This is a genomic window from uncultured Vibrio sp. (genome assembly GCF_947488985.1).
In the GTDB taxonomy this organism is placed as follows: Bacteria; Pseudomonadota; Gammaproteobacteria; order Enterobacterales; family Vibrionaceae; genus Vibrio.
Genome location: NZ_CANLBV010000025.1, coordinates 29,180 through 48,570, shown reverse-complemented (window position 1 = coordinate 48,570; position 19,391 = coordinate 29,180). Strand labels below are relative to the sequence as shown.

Below are 19,391 nucleotides of genomic sequence, written 5' to 3'. Positions count from 1 at the left end.
GAGTCAATAAGAGAATGTCTCTGATCTGATCGTACGATTCTGATTTAGTTCACTCGATTTACGCAACAAAGCCGGATAAAGATACGGATCACTTAGTGAATTTCTTTGGTGAATACAGTCAACTAGAAAGTGGTTGGGTACCGTTTGCGGAAGTTGGATTTGTTACCCATGACAAAAATAATAATGGAGTTAAAGATGACCACTCTCTTCGCTATCGCGTTGGTGTTAAATACAACTTTTGATCAAACTCAATCATTGATAAATAGTTGAAGGGAATGATTCATTTATTAACAGGGTGCGACGCTATGCGCTCTGGTTTTGTTTTAGTCTTTGAAATTGATAATGAATCGGAGTTTCTTAAAAATATCGACCGAATAAGTGTGATCTACGTCAACGAACCTTAAGTTATTTACAATAATAAACCGACGTTTCGATTTTGGTCACGGATAATTGAGGTATATAAACCTATACTTCAATCAAATTAAAACACTGTTTCGGAAATGATACTATGGAATACGATTACCTTGTCATAGCTGGCTACTTTGCTCTTATGGTAGCAATCAGTTTATTGTTCAAAAAAATGGCAAATAACAGCGCGAGTGACTACTTTCGTGGAGGTGGTAAAATGCTTTGGTGGATGGTGGGTTCGACCGCTTTCATGACCCAGTTTTCTGCTTTTACTTTTACAGGTGCTGCGGGGAAGGCGTTCAATGATGGCTTTGCTGTTTTGGGTGTCTTTTTAGGTAATTTTATGGCGTATGTTTTTGCCTATTTTTATTTTGCTAAACGCTTTCGTCAAATGCGTGTTGATACTCCAACCGAAGGTGTGAGACGTCGCTTTGACTCAACAAATGAACAATTCTTCACTTGGATGATCATTCCTCTTAGTGTCATCGTGGCGGCGGTTTGGTTGAATGGTTTAGGTGTTTTTGCTTCTGCTGTATTTAATGCTGACATTTCTACCACAATTTGGGTTACAGGCATTATTGTACTTATAATTTCCTTGCTGAGTGGTGCATGGGGAGTTGTTGCATCTGATTTTATTCAAACATTGGTTATTGCAGTTATCTCTATTGCTTGTGCCATTGTTGCGATAATTAAAGTTGGCGGGCCAGGTGAGATTGTCACCAATTTCCCTTCAGGTTTTTGGATTGGCCCAGATATGAACTATCCGTTACTGATGGTCTGTTCGTTTTTGTTCTTTGTTGTTAAGCAATTACAAAGTTTAAATAACATGCAGGACTCTTACCGTTTTCTTAATGCGAAAGACTCCGATAATGCGTCGAAAGCAGCCTTGTTCGCAGGTATTATGATGCTAGCTGGCTGTGTCATTTGGTTCGTACCACCTTGGGCATCAGCAATCCTTTACCCAGACGCTGCGGCACAGTATTCAGAGCTAGGAGCAAAAGCGAGTGATGCGGTATACCTAGTCTTTGCACGTGAAGCCATGCCTGTTGGTACCGTGGGATTACTTATGGCAGGTTTGTTCGCAGCAACTATGTCATCGATGGACTCTGCTCTAAATCGAAATTCAGGAATTTTTGTTCGTAGCTTTTACGCAAACATTATGCGTAAAGGCAAAGCGACGGATAAAGAACTACTCCGCGCAGGCCAACTCGCCTGTATTGTGAATGGGGTTCTTGTTATTTTAATGGCTCAGTTCTTCTTGTCACTGAAAGAACTCAGTTTGTTTGATTTAATGATGCAAGTAACGACGCTGTTACAAGGTCCAATCTTAGTACCACTGTGCTTCGGTATGATTATTCGTAAAACGCCAAAATGGGCACCGTGGACAACGGTTGTGTTTGGCGGTTTAGTTTCTTGGTCTGTGATCAATATTTTCACTCCTCAGGTAGTTGGCGCTTGGTTTGGCATGGAAAACCTAACAGGTCGCGAAATTTCTGAAATGAGAACTGTCATCACCATCGTTGCTCATTTATTCCTAACGGCTGGATTCTTCTGGGCTACAACACTGTTTTATAGTGAAGATAAAGATCTGAACAAGCAGAGTACAGATGAGTTCTTTACTGACCTTCAAACAGAAGTAGTCGCTGCTGATGATCAAGACACCTTCGATAGAATGCAGCGTAATAAGCTGGGTACATTGGTGATGGTAATGGCTACTGGACTTGTACTGATGGTATTGATTCCAAACCCAATGTGGGGACGGATGGTATTTCTTTGCTGTGCCGCTGCCATCTTTGTAGTAGGTTATGCATTGAAAAGAAGTGCACGAGTTGAAGAAAGCATTGAAGCTAATCAACGAAGTTATTCTTAAGGGCCAAAAAGTAGGCTAACATTTACTTAAATGGATTATTTTAGGTTCATCGCGGATTAGCGGGAACTAAAAACAAAAACGGTAGTAAGTGATATGGTTTAGTCGCCAAACAAAAATCATACACAAACTACCGTTTTCATGCCGAATCATACTTTCCTATCTTCATTCTGGGAAGGCTTTCAAATAGTAAAGTCTCACCAGACAGTATCACTTATTACCCTGACTCTTAAACCTAATTCTGAGGCTAAATGCCTTTGTGGTCTTGAAGCCGAAGCCATCCATGAGTATCAATGGCGCCATGTGAAAGAGGCCATGTTACTCGGTGTTCCTGTTGAACTTTCCGTTCAAACACGAAGGATTAAGTGTCGTAACTGCGGTATAAAAACAGAGTCGCTATCTTGGTTAGAGCCTTATGCTCGTATAACGAAGCGCCTAAAAAGCTATATAGAACAACTTTTACCCCTTCTTCCCATTAAGCATATTTCTCAGCTAACTAGCGTTCATTGGCACACGATTAAAGAGATAGATAAACGCCGACTTAAACAAGTGGTACCGTCAGTGAAATGGGAAGAACTAAGGCAACTCGTCATGGACGAGTTTGCCATCTTTAAAGGGCATCGGTATGCCACTGTCATCGCTGACGCTAAGACTCACCAAGTCATTTGGATAGGGTTAGGCCGTAGCCGCAAGGACATACGACCATTCTTCGAGCTGTTAGGTAAGCATGGCAGCAATATCGAAGCGGTCGCGATGGACATGAATACGGCTTTTGACCTTGAAGTTCAAGCGCACTGCCCGAACGCAAAAATCGTTTACGACTTATTCCACGTTGTTGCTAAGTTCGGTCGTGAAGTGATGGATAGAGTCAGAGTCGACCAAGCCAACAAACTCAAGCAAGATAAAAAAGCGAGGCAATGGGTCAAGCGCTCACGCTGGGTGTTGTTGAAAAATAGAGGCAACTTAAATACTCGGCAAGACAGCTACCTTACCGAAATATTGAATATCAATAAGGATTTGATGACCACTTATATACTCGGAGCCCAACTCAAAGAGCTTTGGTATTGTGAGTCAGAAAGGCACGCTAAGGGGCTCTGGGGTGCGGGTATGAACAGGTACAAGAGAGTGGAATTAAGCCATTGAAAGAGTTTGCACGAAAACTGAGTCCTTTAAAATCCATTTCTTTGACCAAAGATTAAATCGTCTGTAAACGGTACTCCACTCTCCGAACTCAGAGGGTAGATCTCGCCAAGGAATACCTGTCCTCATTCGATAAAGTATTCCTTCAAATGTCATTCGATGTTCAGCTTTATCGTAAATACGACCTGTACTTTTCATAACTTGGAGTAGCAGTTCCCATCGAATATCAATTAGCATTGTTCTTGGCATGGTATTGGTTATGGTTTTACTTTTGGCGAAGCAAATTATAACCCTTTACCATGCTGTTCAAAAAGCACTCATGAAAGTTCAACACGCCTTAGTTAATAGCATCTGTAGTTTATCTCTGAGTGTCTCAATATGAGTTCTCTCTGGCGTTTGCTCTTGGCAGTGTTCCAGTATGAAGTCAATCGAGCTTAATACCGTGCGCCAGCGAGGCGTTTTAGGTAGGGTTTCTGCACGCAGATACTTGTCTAGCGTCCGAGTTTGTAGCGTACTTCTGTCTAGGTAGACGCGCCATAGTCCGCTCTTTTCAGCGAAAGCAAACTTGGTTTCTCCGGTCACCGACTCCCAGTAGGTGATGGCATTGGTCATCACCTCGACCAAGACTTCTCTCATTAACTCTTGCTTGTTTTTCCCCTCACCGGTTGCTTTATCCGCAAGGCGAGTAAACTCTCCGCCAAGTTCTTTTAGCTGTTGCAACTTATCTTTGTCGCCTTCAAAGGCATAGCTTGAAAGTGCCTCTACGGCTGTCTCAAGGTTGTTGATTCGGTTTGAGTTAACACCACCTCCGACATTAAAGATGTACATGGTGTCGAGCCCAGCCCCTTCCGGCAGCTTAAGGATATCACTTGGTATGCGCTGACGGGTATCATCAATATAGATATCAATATCACCACAGTAGTGAGCCTGTTCAACATTCAGGTATTTGGGTGCGATGATTTCATCGGCCATTGAGCGCTTGAGTTGCTCTTGACTGCGTCTAAAGAGCTTAGCAGCCGCTTCGTTGGCAAAGCGAATTCGTTGGTCATCACGAATACAGATGATAGCTTCTGGTGCTGACTCTAATTGTTCTAGGAGGCGTCCTTGTGTTTCTAGCAGGTTAGCCTCAACCATCGCTCGATGTTTGAGCTCAAGTTGCAGTTGGTCATTTTCAATGCGTCTTTGCTCTGCTTTACTGGCCGTTAAGTGCGCTGTGATTCGAGCCGCCAGCTCTTGCTTGTTAAACGGTTTTGATAAGTAGTCATTGGCCCCAGCTTCGAAACCTCGGACACGGTCTTGTGCTTGGTTAAGTGCGGTCAGCATGATGATTGGTAACTGAGCGTGGTCATAGTGTTTGCGCAAAGCTTCGCACACCTGATAACCACTCATGCCGGGCATCATGATGTCGAGCAGAAGCAGCTCTGGTTTTTCTTTTTCAATTAACTCAATGGTCTCTGGTCCGTCACATGCGGTGCGAACTCGATAGCCCTCTAATTTTAAGAAGCTGTCGAGTATGCGTAGGTTCACTGGTTCATCATCGGCAATAACCAGTAATGGGCCATCTGGGTTTTCAAGGATAGCACTGCTTTGCTGCTGGCTATTATCAATCCGCTCTGGTGTTTGGAAGTGTGAGTAATGGCTAGATTCATTGTAACTATTGAGCTCTTCTTGGCTCGCCAAAGGCAAGGTAAAGCTGAACGTGGTGCCGAGCATCGGTTGACTGCTGACGTACAATGAGCCTCCCATCAGCTCGATCAGTTGACGGCTAATGGATAATCCAAGCCCTGCACCTTGGCGATAGTTGCTGGCATCTGGACCCGCTTGAATCAGGGGCTCAAAGATGTGTTCAAGATACTCTGCAGGTATGCCTTGACCGGTATCGACCACTTGCACACGAATGTTGTCGTCGATCGCGCTGGCTGAGATAACAATTTTGCCTTCCGAGGTGTACTTGATGGCATTACCGACCAAGTTATACATCACTTGTTCCAGTCGTTGAGGATCGGATGAAACCAGTCCTAAATCACTCGGTACCTGGTTAATAATGCGGATCGGCTTGTTCCCCAACAGGTGATGGGAAAGTTCGAGCACCAAGCTGGTGGCTGCAGACAAATCCACCGCCGATTTCTTAATATCTAAGCTGCCATAGCGCATCTTGTGGTAGTCGAGTAGATCATCAACCAAGGTCGTCAATCTTTGGCCGCTATTGATGATGATATCGAGTTGGTACTTTTGGTTAGCCGGAATAGGACCATTGGCTCCAGAAATGAGCGCTTCGGCGATGCCAACCATGCCATGAAGTGGGGTTCTGAGTTCGTGTGAGGTGGTGGCTAAGAACTCATCTTTGAGTTTGTTCGCCAGTTGCAACTCTTGATTCTGTTTTTGAATGGTTTTTAGGTTGTCTTCAAGAGCATCATTTTGATTTTTTATCAGCTGCAGTTTGTCGCGAATCGAGCGTTGCATTCGCTCAAAGCTGACAGCTAAACGGCCTATCTCATCTTTGCGTTGGGTGTTGATCATGGTTTCATCCAGATCACCCGCCGAGACTTTCTCTGCGGCCCAAGTGAGCTTAAGTAGAGGCGACGTGATGAAATTAGATAGGTAGTGAGAGGCGACAACTACCAGAATTATCGCAGTAAACATCACAATCACGAAGATCTTTTCTAGCTGGTGAACCCGTGCGAATGCCTCTTTTTCTGGAAGCTCAACTACCAGCGCCCAAGTTATATGCTTAAGTGCAATTGGCGTATAGGCGGCGATAATTGCCTGATCTTGAGCATTATTGAAGGTACCAACCGCTGTTTCGCCCGCTAATGCTTTGTTAATCACGTTGAAGCTCAAGTCGATCGATGCTTGTGAGTGCGCAAGGCTGCGAGTGAGGTAATCACTGCCGACCAACAAGGTTTGGATGTTAGAGCTTTTGTTTAGATCAGCGATAAGCTTAGTGATGCCATTCATTGGCAGTCTGAACATGGCATAACTGTGTAGATAGCCCTGTTGTACGATAGGGGCGCCGAGCCATGCGGTCTGCTTGCCGTTCTCGTCTTTAAAGTCAGAAACGATAACCGGCGTGTAATCTTCGTTAGATTTGCGTCGGTCGGTTACGTCTTTCGCTAGTCGTTGAAAGGTAATACCTAGGTTGGAGTCCTTGTATTTTCCAGTCAGCAGGTTGGTGCCGTAATCATCATTTTTAAAGACGGAATAAGCGACGTTACCGTTGATATCAACCAATAAAATATCGTCAAAATCAGAGCGTTTAAGCAGCTCTAGGTAAGCATTATGGTAGCGCTTGTGAAGTAGTCGATAACGCTCGCTGCCAATAAAGCTACTGGACTCTGGAAGAATCGACGTTTTGATTTGATCGCCAGATCCCTGAATGTAGCGCTGCTGAGCATTGTTGCGAGCCTCGTCAATATCTAACCCCAATCGTTGGAAAGCATTGATCAAACCATAAAATCGCCCGCCACTGGCATTGGCTAACTCTGAGCGTACAAAGCCGATGACTTGAGACTCTTGAGCTTCTAGATAATCAACAATTTGCTGCTGTTTGGTATCACGCACAGAAACAAGGTGCGAGGTGCTTTGTTCCTGAAGATCTTGACTGTGCGATTGGAGGAAAAATATCGCGATAAGAGTCACTGGGGTAATACTGAGGGCTAGAAACGCCAACATTAGGGTACTTTGAAGGCGCTGAAACTTCTGCTTTCGATAGAATCTAAACATAAATTGGGTACTACTTTCCTTTGATGTACTGCTAACCGAATAAAACAAGGGCAGAGAATAGAGTGACAGGTTCCAATTTAACGAAATTAACGAGTTTTTTCACTTTGACAAGTTAGTGGTATTTAAAGCGTGTGCAAAAGCTCACTTTTATGATTTTTTGCTAATAATATGAACAGACAGCGCAGAAAGTAACCCTGCGCTGTGTAAGAAGGGCTATTTATTTGCGTGGTAGATCGCGAATTTGGTGGTCTTATTTAGAGTCGCGCATTTTCCAAACGCTTGTTCAATAATTGGAATGTATTTTAAGAAGCTGTTGGCTACGATGATCATCTCACCCGAGCGCTTTAAGTGTTGCGGTGCCTGTGCCAGTAAGGTTTCAGTAGCGCTGTAGCTGGTATCTAAACCGGAGTGAAATGGCGGGTTACTGATGATGAATTGGTAGTCTTGTGATGTATCAGAATAGACATCTGAGGCAAAGACTTTACCCGTCAGACCATTTGCAGCTAACGTTGCTTGGCTTGATGCCACGGCAAATGCGCTGATGTCGCACATTTCGAGCTCTATATCAGGGTGACGAGAGACCATTACCGCGCCTAGCACGCCAGCTCCACAACCAAAGTCCAACACTTTGCCTTTAAGCTTTGGTAGGGTATCCAGCAGAAGTTGGCTACCGGCATCGAATTCACCGTGACTGAAGACTCCAGGAAGACTTTTTACGATCAAAGGTTGCTCATCAATGTTAACCGTGTAGGTTTTAAACCAGTCTTGCAGGTTGAATGCTGGTGGCTGTTCGAAGCATTGACCCCAGTAGAAAGAACAACGACGTGCTGAATCGTATTTAACGACTTTTCCGTAAGGGGCAAACATTTTCTCGATGCTTTTCACGCCTGAACGGTTCTCACCAACCACAACGATCTCAGTCTCTTTGCCTAGATTGGCAAACAGCATCGCTAATAAAAACTCGGCCTCCGCTTTTGCCTTTGGCCAATACAGCATCACCAGATCGGCTTTGGTCTGTTGGGTAAACTCAGCGCCATAGAAACGCTGAATGCTATTGTGACCTTCAAGCTGGCGGTAGTAACTGTAGTTTGAGGTAAACACAGAAACTGATTCACAATGCTTGGCTAATTCAACTGGGAATAAGTCTTCTGCCTCACCAGCAACTAAAACATGTTTGCCTTCAAAGTAGGCGAGTTGACGTTGGGCAATTTGGCTTGGGGCAATATAGGCGGACATAGGACACTCTATTGAATCGTTAGCAAAAAATGAGGGCGGATTTTCGCATAATCCGCCCAAAGCTTGAAGTGTTTAATACTCGTTCAGTCACCAAGTCGTTGATGAGTTGATTAACTGTTGTCTTGTTGGTCTAAAAAGTCCTTAAACTCTTCATCGTAAATGTTGAACAGGACGATAGTGATCGCGAAAATCAGTGGTCCGTAGATAAGACCAATTAAGCCAAATAGCTGAATACCACCCAATAACGAGAAGAAGATCATCAGGGTGTTCATGCCAGCACTGCCTTGCATCAGTAGCGGGCGTAGCAAATTATCGATTGACCCGACAATGATCGCACAGTAAGCGGTGAGGAAGATGGCCCACGTGGTATCACCAGTCAGGAACAAGTAGGCGGCTGCTGGGATCCAAATGAGTGCGGTTCCCACCACAGGAATAAAGGACGCAAACCCCATCATGGTTCCCCAGAATAACCCCGGGAAGCCTGCTAGCCACATACCAAACCCGCCAGCAAAGCCTTGCGCAATGGCGGTTAAGAATGACCCCATGACTGCCGATTTAGAAACTTGTTCAATTTCTGCTAGAAGCTTGTCTTCTTGGCTACGAGACAGAGGCAGAATATGACGAGTGACAGTGATGATTTTGTCGTGATCTCTTAATAAGAAAAACAGAACAAACAGCATCAAGAAAAAATCCATTAAGAAGCTAGTCGCATCACCTAAAATCTTGGCACTGATCCCCACCAGTTTTGAACCAAAGCTAGTCGCGAACTCACCGACTTTCTGCGCAATGGTTTGAGGTTCAATGTTGTCAAAAGGCAGGTAGTTATTAATGAAAGACATGGCTTTAACGACGATAGGGTGCTCGAATAAGGTTTGAATGCCGCCGTGTGTCACCCATTGATAGGTGTTTTGAGAAAACAGAGAGCCTTGCTGCACAATCGCGGCAAAGACTGCCAATAAAGGGATCACGATAATAAAGGTTAAGATCACACAAGAAAGCAGAGAGACGGTATTTTTTCTATCCGGCATCTTCTTTTCAAGCCAGTCATGGACCGGGAACATCAATAGTGAAATGATAAAGGCCATTACGATTGAGTTCACATAGGGTTCAATGAGCAAGTAACAGGCGTAAGCAGCCGCGAGTAGGGCGATGATGATCACCCAGTGGCTGGAATTGATTTTTATTTTTTCTGGCACGGTAAATGGTCTCTATATTAGCGTTCTGACTTTATAATGGCTGCAAAACAGAGAGTTAGCAATGAGGAGTTATGATTATGGAATGTTGCGGTAAAGACAAGCAATGCTAAGAAAAAGTACTGAAAAAAGCCGCTATATTTGTGACGTAAGAAAACAATATATAAAAAGGGCTGCATCCAATGCAGCCCTAAATTCAATCGACTAGCAATTTTAAAGTGCTTTCGATTATTTGCTTTCAGCCGCAATGATCGCAAGAGATCGATCTGCTGCTTCTAGTGTCGCATCAAGTTCTTTTGAACCATGCGCAAGGGAAGTAAAGCTGGCTTCGAATGCTGAAGGTGCTAGGTAAACACCGTGATCCAACATTAGGTGGAAGAAGCGCTTAAAGCGTTCTACATCACACTTAGTTACATCTTCGTAGCACGTCACCGTTTCTTGATCGGTGAAGAAGAAACCAAACATACCGCCAACTTGGTGTACTAGCATTGGGATGCCGTGCTTGTCAGCAAGTTGCTTGAAGCCATTCGCCAGCTGCTTGGTTTTTGAAGCTAGGCGTTTTTCGTTGCCTTCTTCTCTTAGAAGCTGCAAACATGCGTAACCAGCAGCCATCGCAACTGGGTTGCCTGAAAGTGTACCTGCTTGGTAAACAGGGCCGGTTGGTGCGATGTATTGCATCACTTCTTTACGACCACCAAAAGCACCCACAGGCATGCCGCCGCCGATTACTTTACCTAGGCACGTTAGGTCTGGTTTGATGTTGTAGTAAGCCTGAGCGCAACCTTCAGCTACGCGAAAGCCCGTCATGACTTCATCAAAGATCAGTAATGCACCTTCTTGGTCACAGATTTCACGTAGACCTTCGTGGAAGCCTTCTACCGGTGGGATACAGTTCATGTTGCCCGCAACTGGCTCAACGATGATGCACGAGATCTCGCCTTTGTTCGCTGCGAATAGCTCACGTACTGAATCTAGGTTGTTGAAGGTTGCAGTCAGCGTGTGCTTAGCAAAATCAGCTGGAACGCCTGGGGAGCTTGGTTGACCTAAAGTCAGTGCACCAGAACCTGCTTTTACAAGTAGGCTGTCTGCGTGGCCGTGGTAGCAGCCTTCAAACTTAAGAATTTTGTCACGACCAGTGAAGCCACGAGCAAGACGAATCGCACTCATTGTTGCTTCTGTACCTGAGCTCACCATACGTAGCTGTTCCATTGATGGAACCATCTCAGATACAAGCTCAGCCATTTTGATTTCAGTTTCGGTTGGCGCACCGAAGCTAAGACCGCGTTGAGCTGCTTCAATAACGGCATCACGGATAACAACGTGGTTGTGACCAAGGATCATTGGACCCCAAGAGCCAACGTAATCGATATATGCTTTACCATCAGCATCAAAAATAAGTGGGCCATCAGCGCGTTCAACGAAGATTGGCGAACCACCTACGCCATTGAATGCACGAACTGGAGAGTTTACGCCACCAGGAATAGTTTGCTGTGCTTTTTCGTACAGCTCTGCTGATTTGGTCATTGATATATCCTCTTTTGACTGTCGGACCAATTGGCACGCATTGTACCTATCCCGAATCCAACTAGGAATGCTTTCGCCCAGATAATCGCCCGAATCTGGTTGTTTTGTGCCGTCGCACGCCTTCACTGACTGGTATTGCCCCATTTTCCGCGCTAAAAGTAAGGATCCTGTGGTGAATACTTGAACGTTTCAGTCAGGTATTGGATAATCATCGGAATATAAATAAATACTCAACAGCTATGGTCTCGAATTAGATTTGTATCATGTTGTTTTTGAGATAGGTAAGAGAGGTTGTCGTGAGCGAAGTAAATATCCCATTGTCTTTTTCTGATGCGGCTGCGATTCGTGTAAAAACGTTGATTGCAGAAGAAGAGAACCCAGAACTAAAACTGCGTGTATACATTACCGGTGGCGGTTGTAGTGGTTTCCAGTACGGCTTCACATTTGATGAAAAAGTAAATGATGGCGACACTACGATTGTTAACAGCGGGGTAACGCTGGTTGTCGATCCTATGAGCCTGCAATACCTAGTGGGTGGTATGGTGGATTACACCGAAGGCCTAGAAGGTGCGCGTTTCTTTGTTAATAATCCGAATGCAACCACGACATGCGGCTGTGGTGCCTCGTTTAGCGTTTAGTTTCCCGTAAATCGAGATAAAAAACCGTATCAATGCCGAACTTACTGTTCGGCATTTTTGTTTTTAGTGTTAGCTAAGTTATTGCTTTTAAATGTAAACCGCTTTTTGTGAAACGAAATTTTCAAACTGTCGCTAACGTCTAACATCGTTGGACGCTGGTCTGTTAAGGTTGTCTCTGTGCATAAGGAAATGGCACCTACTGTATTCAGCCCATTTGTGTGACTTCGTCACATCAGACAAAAGGATTTGTTATGCCCACTCTATTTTCTCGCTCACCACTGTTTAAGAAGTTGCAGCAGCCGTGGTTGGTTTCTTTGATTTTAGTGATGCTGCTGTCTATCTGGCTAGGTCTAGGGGCGGGGCAAGCGCAAGAGTCGCCTGAAAAAAAAGCGACTGAAACCCCGTTGGCTAAGGTTTCCTTCCAAACCTTCACCTCATCACCGACCTTTAAAACCATTGATCTCTATGGCCAAACCGCGCCCGATAGGCATGCTCGTTTAGGGGCGGAAGTCGCGGGTAAGATTGTCCGATTGAACGTTGCTAAAGGCGATACGGTAAAGGCAGGGCAGGCCATTGCCCAGATCGATAAGGGGGATCTAGAGATCCAGTTTGAGCGTGCTTCGGCTCTGTATCGTTTGAAACAGAAAGAGTTTAAGGCGGCACAGTCATTGAAGCAAAGAGGGCTGCAAGGGGAGATTGCTTATACCACCGCAGAGGCGTTGTTAACGGAAGCAAAAGCCATGCAGCGCAATGCCGAATTGGCTTTGAAGAACACACTGATCACCGCGCCGTTCTCAGGGGTGGTTCAAGACTTAATGGTGGAGCTTGGTGACTTCGTTGGCGTTGGCGATCCGGTCGCAGGCTTGATTGATCTCGATCCTCTGGTCATCGAGGCCGACGTGAGTGAGCGCCATATTCAGCATCTGTTCGTTGATCAGTCCGCTGTGGTTCGTTTGTTAGCAAGAGAAGAAGTTGAAGGTCGCCTGCGTTATGTTTCTCGAATATCTTCTGCCTCTACTAATACCTTTCCAATCGAGATTGAAATCGATAACTCCGACGGCTTACTGCCTGCCGGTGTCAGTGCCGAAGTTAAGCTCAACCTAGAGACAAGAGACGCGGTTAAGGTGACACCAGCCATGTTGGCATTGGATGAAGCCGGTAACCTTGGGGTTAAAATTTTAGTCTTTACTGATGGCTCACCAAGAGTGAAATTTGTCGCTATTCAACTGGTGAAAGCCGAGCGAGATGGCGTATGGCTGACAGGGCTAGGCCAACACGTTGATATTATCACGGTGGGTCAAGGGTTTGTGCGGGACGGGGATTCTGTGATCGCTGTTGAGCAAGGTGCAAAACCTTCCAATATCACAGCTGAGTAGGAGGTAGCCAATGTATTCAATGATTGATGCTGCCTTGTCTCGTGCTCGAACAATGCTCTCTTTGTTAGCGCTGATCCTTGTCGCTGGTGTCGTGACTTATCTGACCATCCCTAAGGAATCGAGTCCCGATATTACCATCCCGATCATCTATGTTTCTGTCGGACACCAAGGGATCTCGCCAGCCGATGCCGAACGCTTATTGGTTCGTCCGATAGAACAAGAGCTTAGGTCGATTGAAGGCGTAAAAGAGATGACAGCAACCGCAGCAGAAGGCCACGCCTCTGTTGTGTTGGAATTTAATGTAGGGGTCGATCTCGGCAAAGCGATGGCCGATGTTCGTGACGCGGTTGATCTTGCCAAGCCTAAGTTGCCGGAAGACAGTGATGAACCTACGGTCAATGAAGTGACTCTTGCCTCGGAGCAGCCGGTATTGTCGGTGGTTCTGTTTGGCACCGTCCCGGAACGCACTATCGTGCAAATTGCCCGAGAGTTGGGGGATAAACTGGAAAGTTACCGTCAAATTCTAGAGGTTGATATCGCCGGCGATCGTGATGAGATCGTTGAAATCATCGTTGATCCGTTATTGATGGAGAGCTACAGCCTAGATCAAGCCGATATTTACAACCTGATCGCGTTGAACAATAGGGTGGTCGCGGCCGGTTTTGTTGATACGGGTTATGGGCGCTTCTCGGTTAAAGTCCCTTCGGTTTTCAACTCGTTAAAAGATGTCCTTGAGCTGCCGATCAAAGTCGATGGCAAGCAGGTGGTGACCTTTGGCGATGTTGCTACGGTGCGTCGGGCGTTTCGAGACCCCGAGAGTTTTGCGCGTTTAGATGGCCAATCAGCGGTGGTGTTAGACATAAAAAAGCGCGCGGGTGAAAACATCATTGAAACCGTAGAGCTAGTCAAAGCCGTGATAGAGGGCGCTCAAAAGCAGGCACAATGGCCCAGTAACCTGCTGGTCAAATACACTAAGGATGACTCTAAAAACGTTAAGAGCATGCTCAACGATCTGCAAAACAACATCTTATCCGCCATCATTTTAGTGGTGATTGTTATTATCGCGGTTTTAGGTGTGCGTACTGCGTTGTTGGTCGGTATCTCGATCCCCGGCTCTTTCCTGACAGGTTTGCTGGTGCTGTCAGTGTTTGGGTTAACCGTCAACATCGTAGTGCTATTTTCACTGATCATGGCGGTGGGAATGTTGGTTGATGGCGCGATTGTGGTCACTGAGTTTGCCGATAGGCGAATGCAAGAAGGTGAGGGACGAAAAGAGGCCTATCGAGATGCCGCAAAGCGCATGGCATGGCCAATCACTGCGTCAACTGCGACCACGTTAGCGGCGTTTGCTCCGTTATTGTTTTGGCCGGATGTTACGGGCGAATTCATGAAATACCTGCCTCTGACCTTGATTGCGACCTTAACTGCTTCGTTGGTCATGGCGCTGCTTTTTGTCCCCGTGTTGGGTGGCTTGATCGGCAAACCTCAGTTGGTATCACCGCAAAGCCAAGCTCGAATGGTGGCACAGCATAATGGCGATTTCTCACAAGCAACAGGCTTAACCAAGGCGTATTACCATACGTTAGCGGTGGCAATTAAACACCCTTTTAAGATGCTTTTCAGTGCCATATTACTCTCTATCGCCGTGGGTTTGGCTTATTCTAAAGCAGGCCTCGGGGCGGAGTTTTTTCCAGAGGTCGATCCTGCATATTTTAATGTCAAAGTGCGTTCTCATGGTGATCTGTCAATTGAAGAAAAAGACGACATCATGCGTGATATAGAACTCATGATGCTCAATCATGATGAGTTTGACAATGTTTATACTCGTACTGGTGGTGATGATCAGATTGGTTTGATCTCAATTACTCCGGTCGATTGGCAATATCGCCGCAGTGTCAGAGAGATTATCGGTGAGTTAAAAGCGCAAACCGATCAATACGCCGGGGTTGAGATTGAATACAAGTTCCCAAGCGCTGGCCCCCCAGTTGAGAATGACTTAGTGATTGAGCTGTCAGCGACAACCCCAGAGCGGCTTAATCAGGCAGCAAAGATGGTTAGGAATTGGGCAGATGGTAATCAAGCATTCACCAATATTAGCGATACTGCGACTAAAGGTGGTATTGATTGGAAGGTGGATATTCGCCGAGATGATGCCGCGCGCTTCGCTGCTGATGCGACCTTGGTCGGCAATACCGTGCAATTCATTACCAATGGCCTCAAGATTGGTGATTACCTGCCTGATGATTCTTCAGAAGAGGTTGATATCTTGGTGCGTTATCCTAATGATAAAAGGGATATCGGGCGCTTTGATCAATTGCGAGTCAAAACATCCACGGGTTTAGTACCGATCACCAACTTTGCCCAGATAGTGCCAGATCATAAGCAGGACACCATTAAGCGTTTGGATGGTAAACGTGTCATCAACATTATGGCCGATATCAAAGAGGGCTATAACCTTGCGCTTGAACTGCCAAAGGTTGAGCAGTCACTGAGTGAGCTAGGCCTACCGAATGGCGTCGAGTTTCGTATCCGTGGCCAAAACGAAGAACAACAAAACTCGTCAGCTTTCTTACAAAGTGCTTTCTTGGTTGCGCTGGCAGTGATGGCTTTGATCCTAATCACTCAGTTTAATAGCTTCTATCAAGCGTTTCTGATTTTGAGTGCAGTGCTGTTTTCTACGGTGGGTGTGTTTGCAGGTTTACTTATCTTTCAGCGTCCATTTGGCATTGTGATGTCCGGTATTGGAGTGATTGCATTGGCGGGGATAGTGGTGAACAACAATATTGTATTGATTGATACCTATAACCAGTTGATCAAACGTGGCTTGGATAAGCGCGACGCCATTTTAAGAACCGGCGTTCAGCGTTTAAGACCCGTGATGCTGACAACGGTCACCACCATTTTAGGCTTGATGCCAATGGTGCTCGAAATGAATGTCGACTTGATCAATCAAAAGATAGAGTTTGGAGCTCCGAGTACTCAGTGGTGGTCACAGTTGGCGACAGCGATAGCGGGAGGCTTAGCGTTTGCGACGGTGTTGACCTTGGTACTGACGCCTTGTCTGTTAATATTAGGCCGAGACAAGAGGCCCAAGATTGAGCAAAGCAACGAGGGTGAGTAATAGATAACGGTTAACGTTAAATCATGATTGCTGGTAGAAAATGGTTAGCGGTAAGTCTAAATAATTTTATCAGTAAGCAATAACTAGTGGTAAACAAGAGTGAACAGAGAACATAGATTCGACAGCAATAAAAAGAGCGCCTTGGCAGGTGCTCTTTCATGGTTTTATATTGCTCTTTAGTCGTTTTATATTGTTCTTTTGTTGGTTTATGCGGCTCTTCAGTTCATGTCATCGATCTTTTAAGCTAATTGGTCGCGAGTAACTGACCGTATCGCTCTAGATTTTTAAGTCGAATCTCTGAATTAGCAATGAAGGTGGCTTTCGCTTTGCCCGTTAATGATTTGGATTGAGGTAACTTTACGGTGCGTGGATTTTTATGCACACCGTTTACCAAAAATTCATAGTGCAAGTGTGGCCCAGTCACGCGCCCCGTTCCTCCCAAAGTACCAATGGTTTGGCCCTGCTTTACGCGTTGTCCGGTTTTTACCATACGTTTCGTCATATGCAGGTACTTGGTGATGTAGATGCCGCTGTGTCGAATGAATACGTAGTTGCCGTTGAATTGGTTGTAGCCAGATTTTTGAACGATACCATCGCCTGCAGCCCAGATAGGAGTGCCAACTGGCGCTGCGTAGTCGGTTCCTCGGTGAGCGCGAACCTTGCCTGTTACTGGGTGTTTTCTATTTGGGTTGAAGTTCGATGTAACCCGACGGAAATCAATCGGTGAGCGCAAGAAGGCTTTCTTCATTGCACGGCCATTTTCGTCGTAGTAGTTACCGCTTTTATCATCTAATACTGCTGTAAAGGTATCGCCTTGGTTTTTAAACACGGCCGCCATAATCTTACCGCGACCAATCACCTCTCCCTCAACGACTTGTTCTTGGTACAAGATCTTAAAGCTGTCGTTGCTACGAATATCTAATGCAAAGTCTATATCCCAACCAAAAATTCCGGCTAGTTCCATAATTTGGTTGGCGGTCAGTCCTGCACCCACACCTGCGTTCCAGAAATTAGACGTGATGCTAGCTTCGGCATAATTGTATTGGTAGGCGACTTCTTTTTTGTCAAAACTGGAAGTGAAAGCATCGCCCGATTTCGTGATCTTAAAGCTTTCAAAGGCATTCAGTCGTCGCTTTAATTGAATCAGGTCATTGTTTTCATCAAAGCCGAACTGCAATACATCGCCAGGCCTTAGATTCGATAGCTGTTTCTCAATGTCGTCATTGGTATTGAGAAGTTTCAGCAGCAGGCGGTATGACAGGCCAATACGTTCGAATAAAACAGATGTACTCTCGCCAGAGCGAACGGTGTATTCCTCCCAATTGAGGACCGCAATCGGCAGTATGTCACCTGAATTAAGCAGTGCAGAGGCGTCGATAGATAGCGGGTAGTGCTTTCCGACCACCAGAGCGTCCGTATCGCTACGCAAGCTGTTAACGTCGGGCAGTAAGAAAATCGCAATGAAAATTACAGCACTAAAAAATGCAATAAAGGCCCGATGCAATATAGGAAGGCGTGCAAAAATAGACAACATGTTCCAGTTCGTATAGTAAATATTGAGAAAATAGACGACGGAATAGTGTAACTGGTTTCAAAATACATCGCTATTCAAGTAAGATGTGTAATTATTATATTTTTGCCAAATCTGTGGGAGTGAACAAGAATGGCGAGTATTGAAGCTGCACTAGCCGAGATCAAACGTGGCGTAGAAGAACTGATTCCAGAAGACGAACTGGTTGCGAAACTAAAAGAAGGTCGTCCTTTACGCATTAAGCTGGGTGCCGATCCAACCGCTCCAGATATCCACCTAGGCCATACGGTTATCTTCAACAAGCTTCGTGCTTTCCAAGAGCTTGGTCATGAAGTGACATTCCTTATCGGTGATTTCACCGCAATGGTTGGTGATCCGTCAGGTAAAAACTCAACACGTCCACCGCTAAGCCGTGAAGACGTATTGAAGAATGCGGAAACTTACAAAGAGCAAGTATTCAAAATTCTAGATCCTGCAAAAACGAAAATTCGTTTCAACTCTGAGTGGCTATCTGAGCTTGGCGCTGAAGGCATGATTCGTCTTGCTTCTAACCAAACTGTTGCTCGTATGCTGGAGCGTGATGATTTCAAAAAGCGTTATGCTGGTGGTCAACCGATCGCAATCCACGAATTCATGTACCCACTTCTACAAGGTCACGACTCTGTTGCACTAGAGAGTGACGTTGAGCTTGGCGGTACTGACCAGAAGTTTAACCTGCTAATGGGGCGTGAACTGCAAAAAGCAGCAGGTCAAAAACCACAAGCGGTACTAATGATGCCACTACTTGTTGGTCTAGACGGCGTTAAGAAAATGTCTAAGTCTGCGCACAACTACATCGGTATCAGCGAAGCACCAAGCGAGATGTTTGGTAAGATCATGTCTATCTCTGACGAGCTAATGTGGAGCTACTACGAGCTGCTGTCTTTCCGTCCTCTTGAAGAAGTTGCGGAACTGAAAGCTGGCGTTGATGCAGGTAAGAACCCACGTGACGTTAAAGTACTGCTTGCTAAAGAGATCATTGCTCGTTTCCATAGTGAAGCAGATGCTGAAGCAGCGGAGCAAGAGTTCGTTAATCGTTTTGCTAAGAACCAAGTGCCTGATGAAATGCCTGAATTCGAATTCGAAGCAGGTCTGCCAATTGCCAACGTTCTAAAAGAAGCGGGTCTAGTAAACTCAACTTCTGATGCAATGCGTATGATCAAGCAAGGCGCGGCTAAGCTTGAAGGCGAAAAAATTGCAGACAGTAAATTCGTACCAGAAGCAGGTACTGCGGTTTACCAAGTCGGTAAGCGTAAATTTGCTCGTATTACGATTAAATAATTTCTAACGATACATGAAAATTTGATCGCGACACGAAAAGGCATCCACGGATGCCTTTTTATTGCCTCCCCTAAAAAAGGACTATTGACAGAAAGTTGACGAAACTTTGATACGCCTATTGCTACACTATGCGCGCTGTCAAATTGACAGTAATTCTGGAGATTTTTATGAACAATACCGACCATCCTCCTAGTTTGAATGGAGAAGAATAACCTGTCTCGGTATTGATCTATTGTCCTGCCGCTCAGGTAGGGTATCTTTGCTTTCCCCCCATCCCTCATTCTTTTCCACACACTAGATTCTAACAAGTAGAC

General features: G+C 45.4%; 12 protein-coding genes and 1 pseudogene. 7 read left to right on the top strand and 6 right to left on the bottom strand.

Annotated elements, in window-relative coordinates:
• Nucleotides 1-56 precede the first annotated feature (56 nt).
• From Q1A70_RS08235 to Q1A70_RS08225, 3 genes are all read left to right on the top strand, one after another.
• A complete protein-coding gene (locus Q1A70_RS08235) occupies nucleotides 57-242 on the top strand; it encodes an oligogalacturonate-specific porin KdgM family protein (RefSeq protein ID WP_299688914.1) in 186 nt (61 codons plus the stop codon).
• 266 nt (nucleotides 243-508) lie between these two features.
• Complete coding sequence (locus tag Q1A70_RS08230) at nucleotides 509-2,278, top strand: sodium:solute symporter family protein (RefSeq protein ID WP_299688814.1); 1,770 nt, start codon at nucleotides 509-511, stop codon at nucleotides 2,276-2,278.
• Between the two features lie 138 nt (nucleotides 2,279-2,416).
• Entirely contained in the window at nucleotides 2,417-3,418 is a 1,002-nt protein-coding gene (locus tag Q1A70_RS08225; protein WP_299696890.1) for an ISL3 family transposase, read from the top strand.
• Nucleotides 3,419-3,445: 27 nt separating this feature from the next.
• Here the strand turns inward: Q1A70_RS08225 and Q1A70_RS08220 are convergent.
• From Q1A70_RS08220 to hemL, 5 genes and pseudogenes are all read right to left on the bottom strand, one after another.
• Nucleotides 3,446-3,664, bottom strand: a pseudogene (locus Q1A70_RS08220) (transposase); the annotation flags it as partial.
• 78 nt (nucleotides 3,665-3,742) lie between these two features.
• Nucleotides 3,743-7,138, bottom strand: coding sequence for a response regulator (locus tag Q1A70_RS08215; protein WP_299688820.1), 3,396 nt, complete (start codon nucleotides 7,136-7,138; stop codon nucleotides 3,743-3,745).
• A gap of 213 nt (nucleotides 7,139-7,351) precedes the next feature.
• A complete protein-coding gene (gene rsmC / locus Q1A70_RS08210) occupies nucleotides 7,352-8,374 on the bottom strand; it encodes a 16S rRNA (guanine(1207)-N(2))-methyltransferase RsmC (protein WP_299688823.1) in 1,023 nt (340 codons plus the stop codon).
• Nucleotides 8,375-8,484: 110 nt separating this feature from the next.
• Entirely contained in the window at nucleotides 8,485-9,570 is a 1,086-nt protein-coding gene (locus Q1A70_RS08205; RefSeq protein WP_299688826.1) for an AI-2E family transporter, read from the bottom strand.
• A gap of 225 nt (nucleotides 9,571-9,795) precedes the next feature.
• Nucleotides 9,796-11,091 carry a glutamate-1-semialdehyde 2,1-aminomutase gene (gene hemL, locus Q1A70_RS08200; RefSeq protein ID WP_299688829.1) on the bottom strand — a complete coding sequence of 432 codons (1,296 nt, stop codon included), beginning with the start codon at nucleotides 11,089-11,091 and terminating at the stop codon, nucleotides 9,796-9,798.
• 296 nt (nucleotides 11,092-11,387) lie between these two features.
• Here hemL and erpA point away from each other — a divergent pair, with 296 nt between their 5' ends.
• The 3 genes from erpA to Q1A70_RS08185 all read left to right on the top strand — a co-directional run bounded on the left by erpA (nucleotide 11,388) and on the right by Q1A70_RS08185 (nucleotide 16,226).
• The gene (gene erpA, locus Q1A70_RS08195) at nucleotides 11,388-11,729 is read left to right on the top strand and encodes an iron-sulfur cluster insertion protein ErpA (RefSeq protein ID WP_299688832.1); all 342 of its coding nucleotides are present in this window, start codon (nucleotides 11,388-11,390) and stop codon (nucleotides 11,727-11,729) included.
• A 251-nt stretch (nucleotides 11,730-11,980) separates the two neighbouring features.
• On the top strand, nucleotides 11,981-13,105 hold the full coding sequence (locus Q1A70_RS08190) for an efflux RND transporter periplasmic adaptor subunit (RefSeq protein WP_299688836.1): 1,125 nt from the start codon (nucleotides 11,981-11,983) through the stop codon (nucleotides 13,103-13,105).
• 10 nt (nucleotides 13,106-13,115) lie between these two features.
• Complete coding sequence (locus Q1A70_RS08185) at nucleotides 13,116-16,226, top strand: efflux RND transporter permease subunit (RefSeq protein WP_299688839.1); 3,111 nt, start codon at nucleotides 13,116-13,118, stop codon at nucleotides 16,224-16,226.
• A 244-nt stretch (nucleotides 16,227-16,470) separates the two neighbouring features.
• Here Q1A70_RS08185 and Q1A70_RS08180 read toward each other — a convergent pair whose 3' ends face one another.
• Nucleotides 16,471-17,760: a peptidoglycan DD-metalloendopeptidase family protein gene (locus tag Q1A70_RS08180; RefSeq protein WP_299688842.1), complete on the bottom strand. Its 1,290-nt coding sequence runs from the start codon at nucleotides 17,758-17,760 to the stop codon at nucleotides 16,471-16,473.
• Nucleotides 17,761-17,889: 129 nt separating this feature from the next.
• Between Q1A70_RS08180 and tyrS the strand changes: the two genes are divergently transcribed.
• Nucleotides 17,890-19,077, top strand: coding sequence for a tyrosine--tRNA ligase (gene tyrS, locus Q1A70_RS08175; RefSeq protein WP_299688845.1), 1,188 nt, complete (start codon nucleotides 17,890-17,892; stop codon nucleotides 19,075-19,077).
• The last annotated feature ends 314 nt before the right edge of the window (nucleotides 19,078-19,391 follow it).

Coding starts and splice junctions, on each gene's coding strand:
- Q1A70_RS08215 (WP_299688820.1), bottom strand. CDS start 7,138: ATGTTTAGATTCTATCGAAAGCAGAAGTTTCAGCGCCTTCAAAGTACC.
- Q1A70_RS08190 (WP_299688836.1), top strand. CDS start 11,981: ATGCCCACTCTATTTTCTCGCTCACCACTGTTTAAGAAGTTGCAGCAG.
- tyrS (WP_299688845.1), top strand. CDS start 17,890: ATGGCGAGTATTGAAGCTGCACTAGCCGAGATCAAACGTGGCGTAGAA.
- Q1A70_RS08180 (WP_299688842.1), bottom strand. CDS start 17,760: ATGTTGTCTATTTTTGCACGCCTTCCTATATTGCATCGGGCCTTTATT.
- Q1A70_RS08185 (WP_299688839.1), top strand. CDS start 13,116: ATGTATTCAATGATTGATGCTGCCTTGTCTCGTGCTCGAACAATGCTC.
- Q1A70_RS08225 (WP_299696890.1), top strand. CDS start 2,417: ATGCCGAATCATACTTTCCTATCTTCATTCTGGGAAGGCTTTCAAATA.
- hemL (WP_299688829.1), bottom strand. CDS start 11,091: ATGACCAAATCAGCAGAGCTGTACGAAAAAGCACAGCAAACTATTCCT.
- Q1A70_RS08230 (WP_299688814.1), top strand. CDS start 509: ATGGAATACGATTACCTTGTCATAGCTGGCTACTTTGCTCTTATGGTA.
- rsmC (WP_299688823.1), bottom strand. CDS start 8,374: ATGTCCGCCTATATTGCCCCAAGCCAAATTGCCCAACGTCAACTCGCC.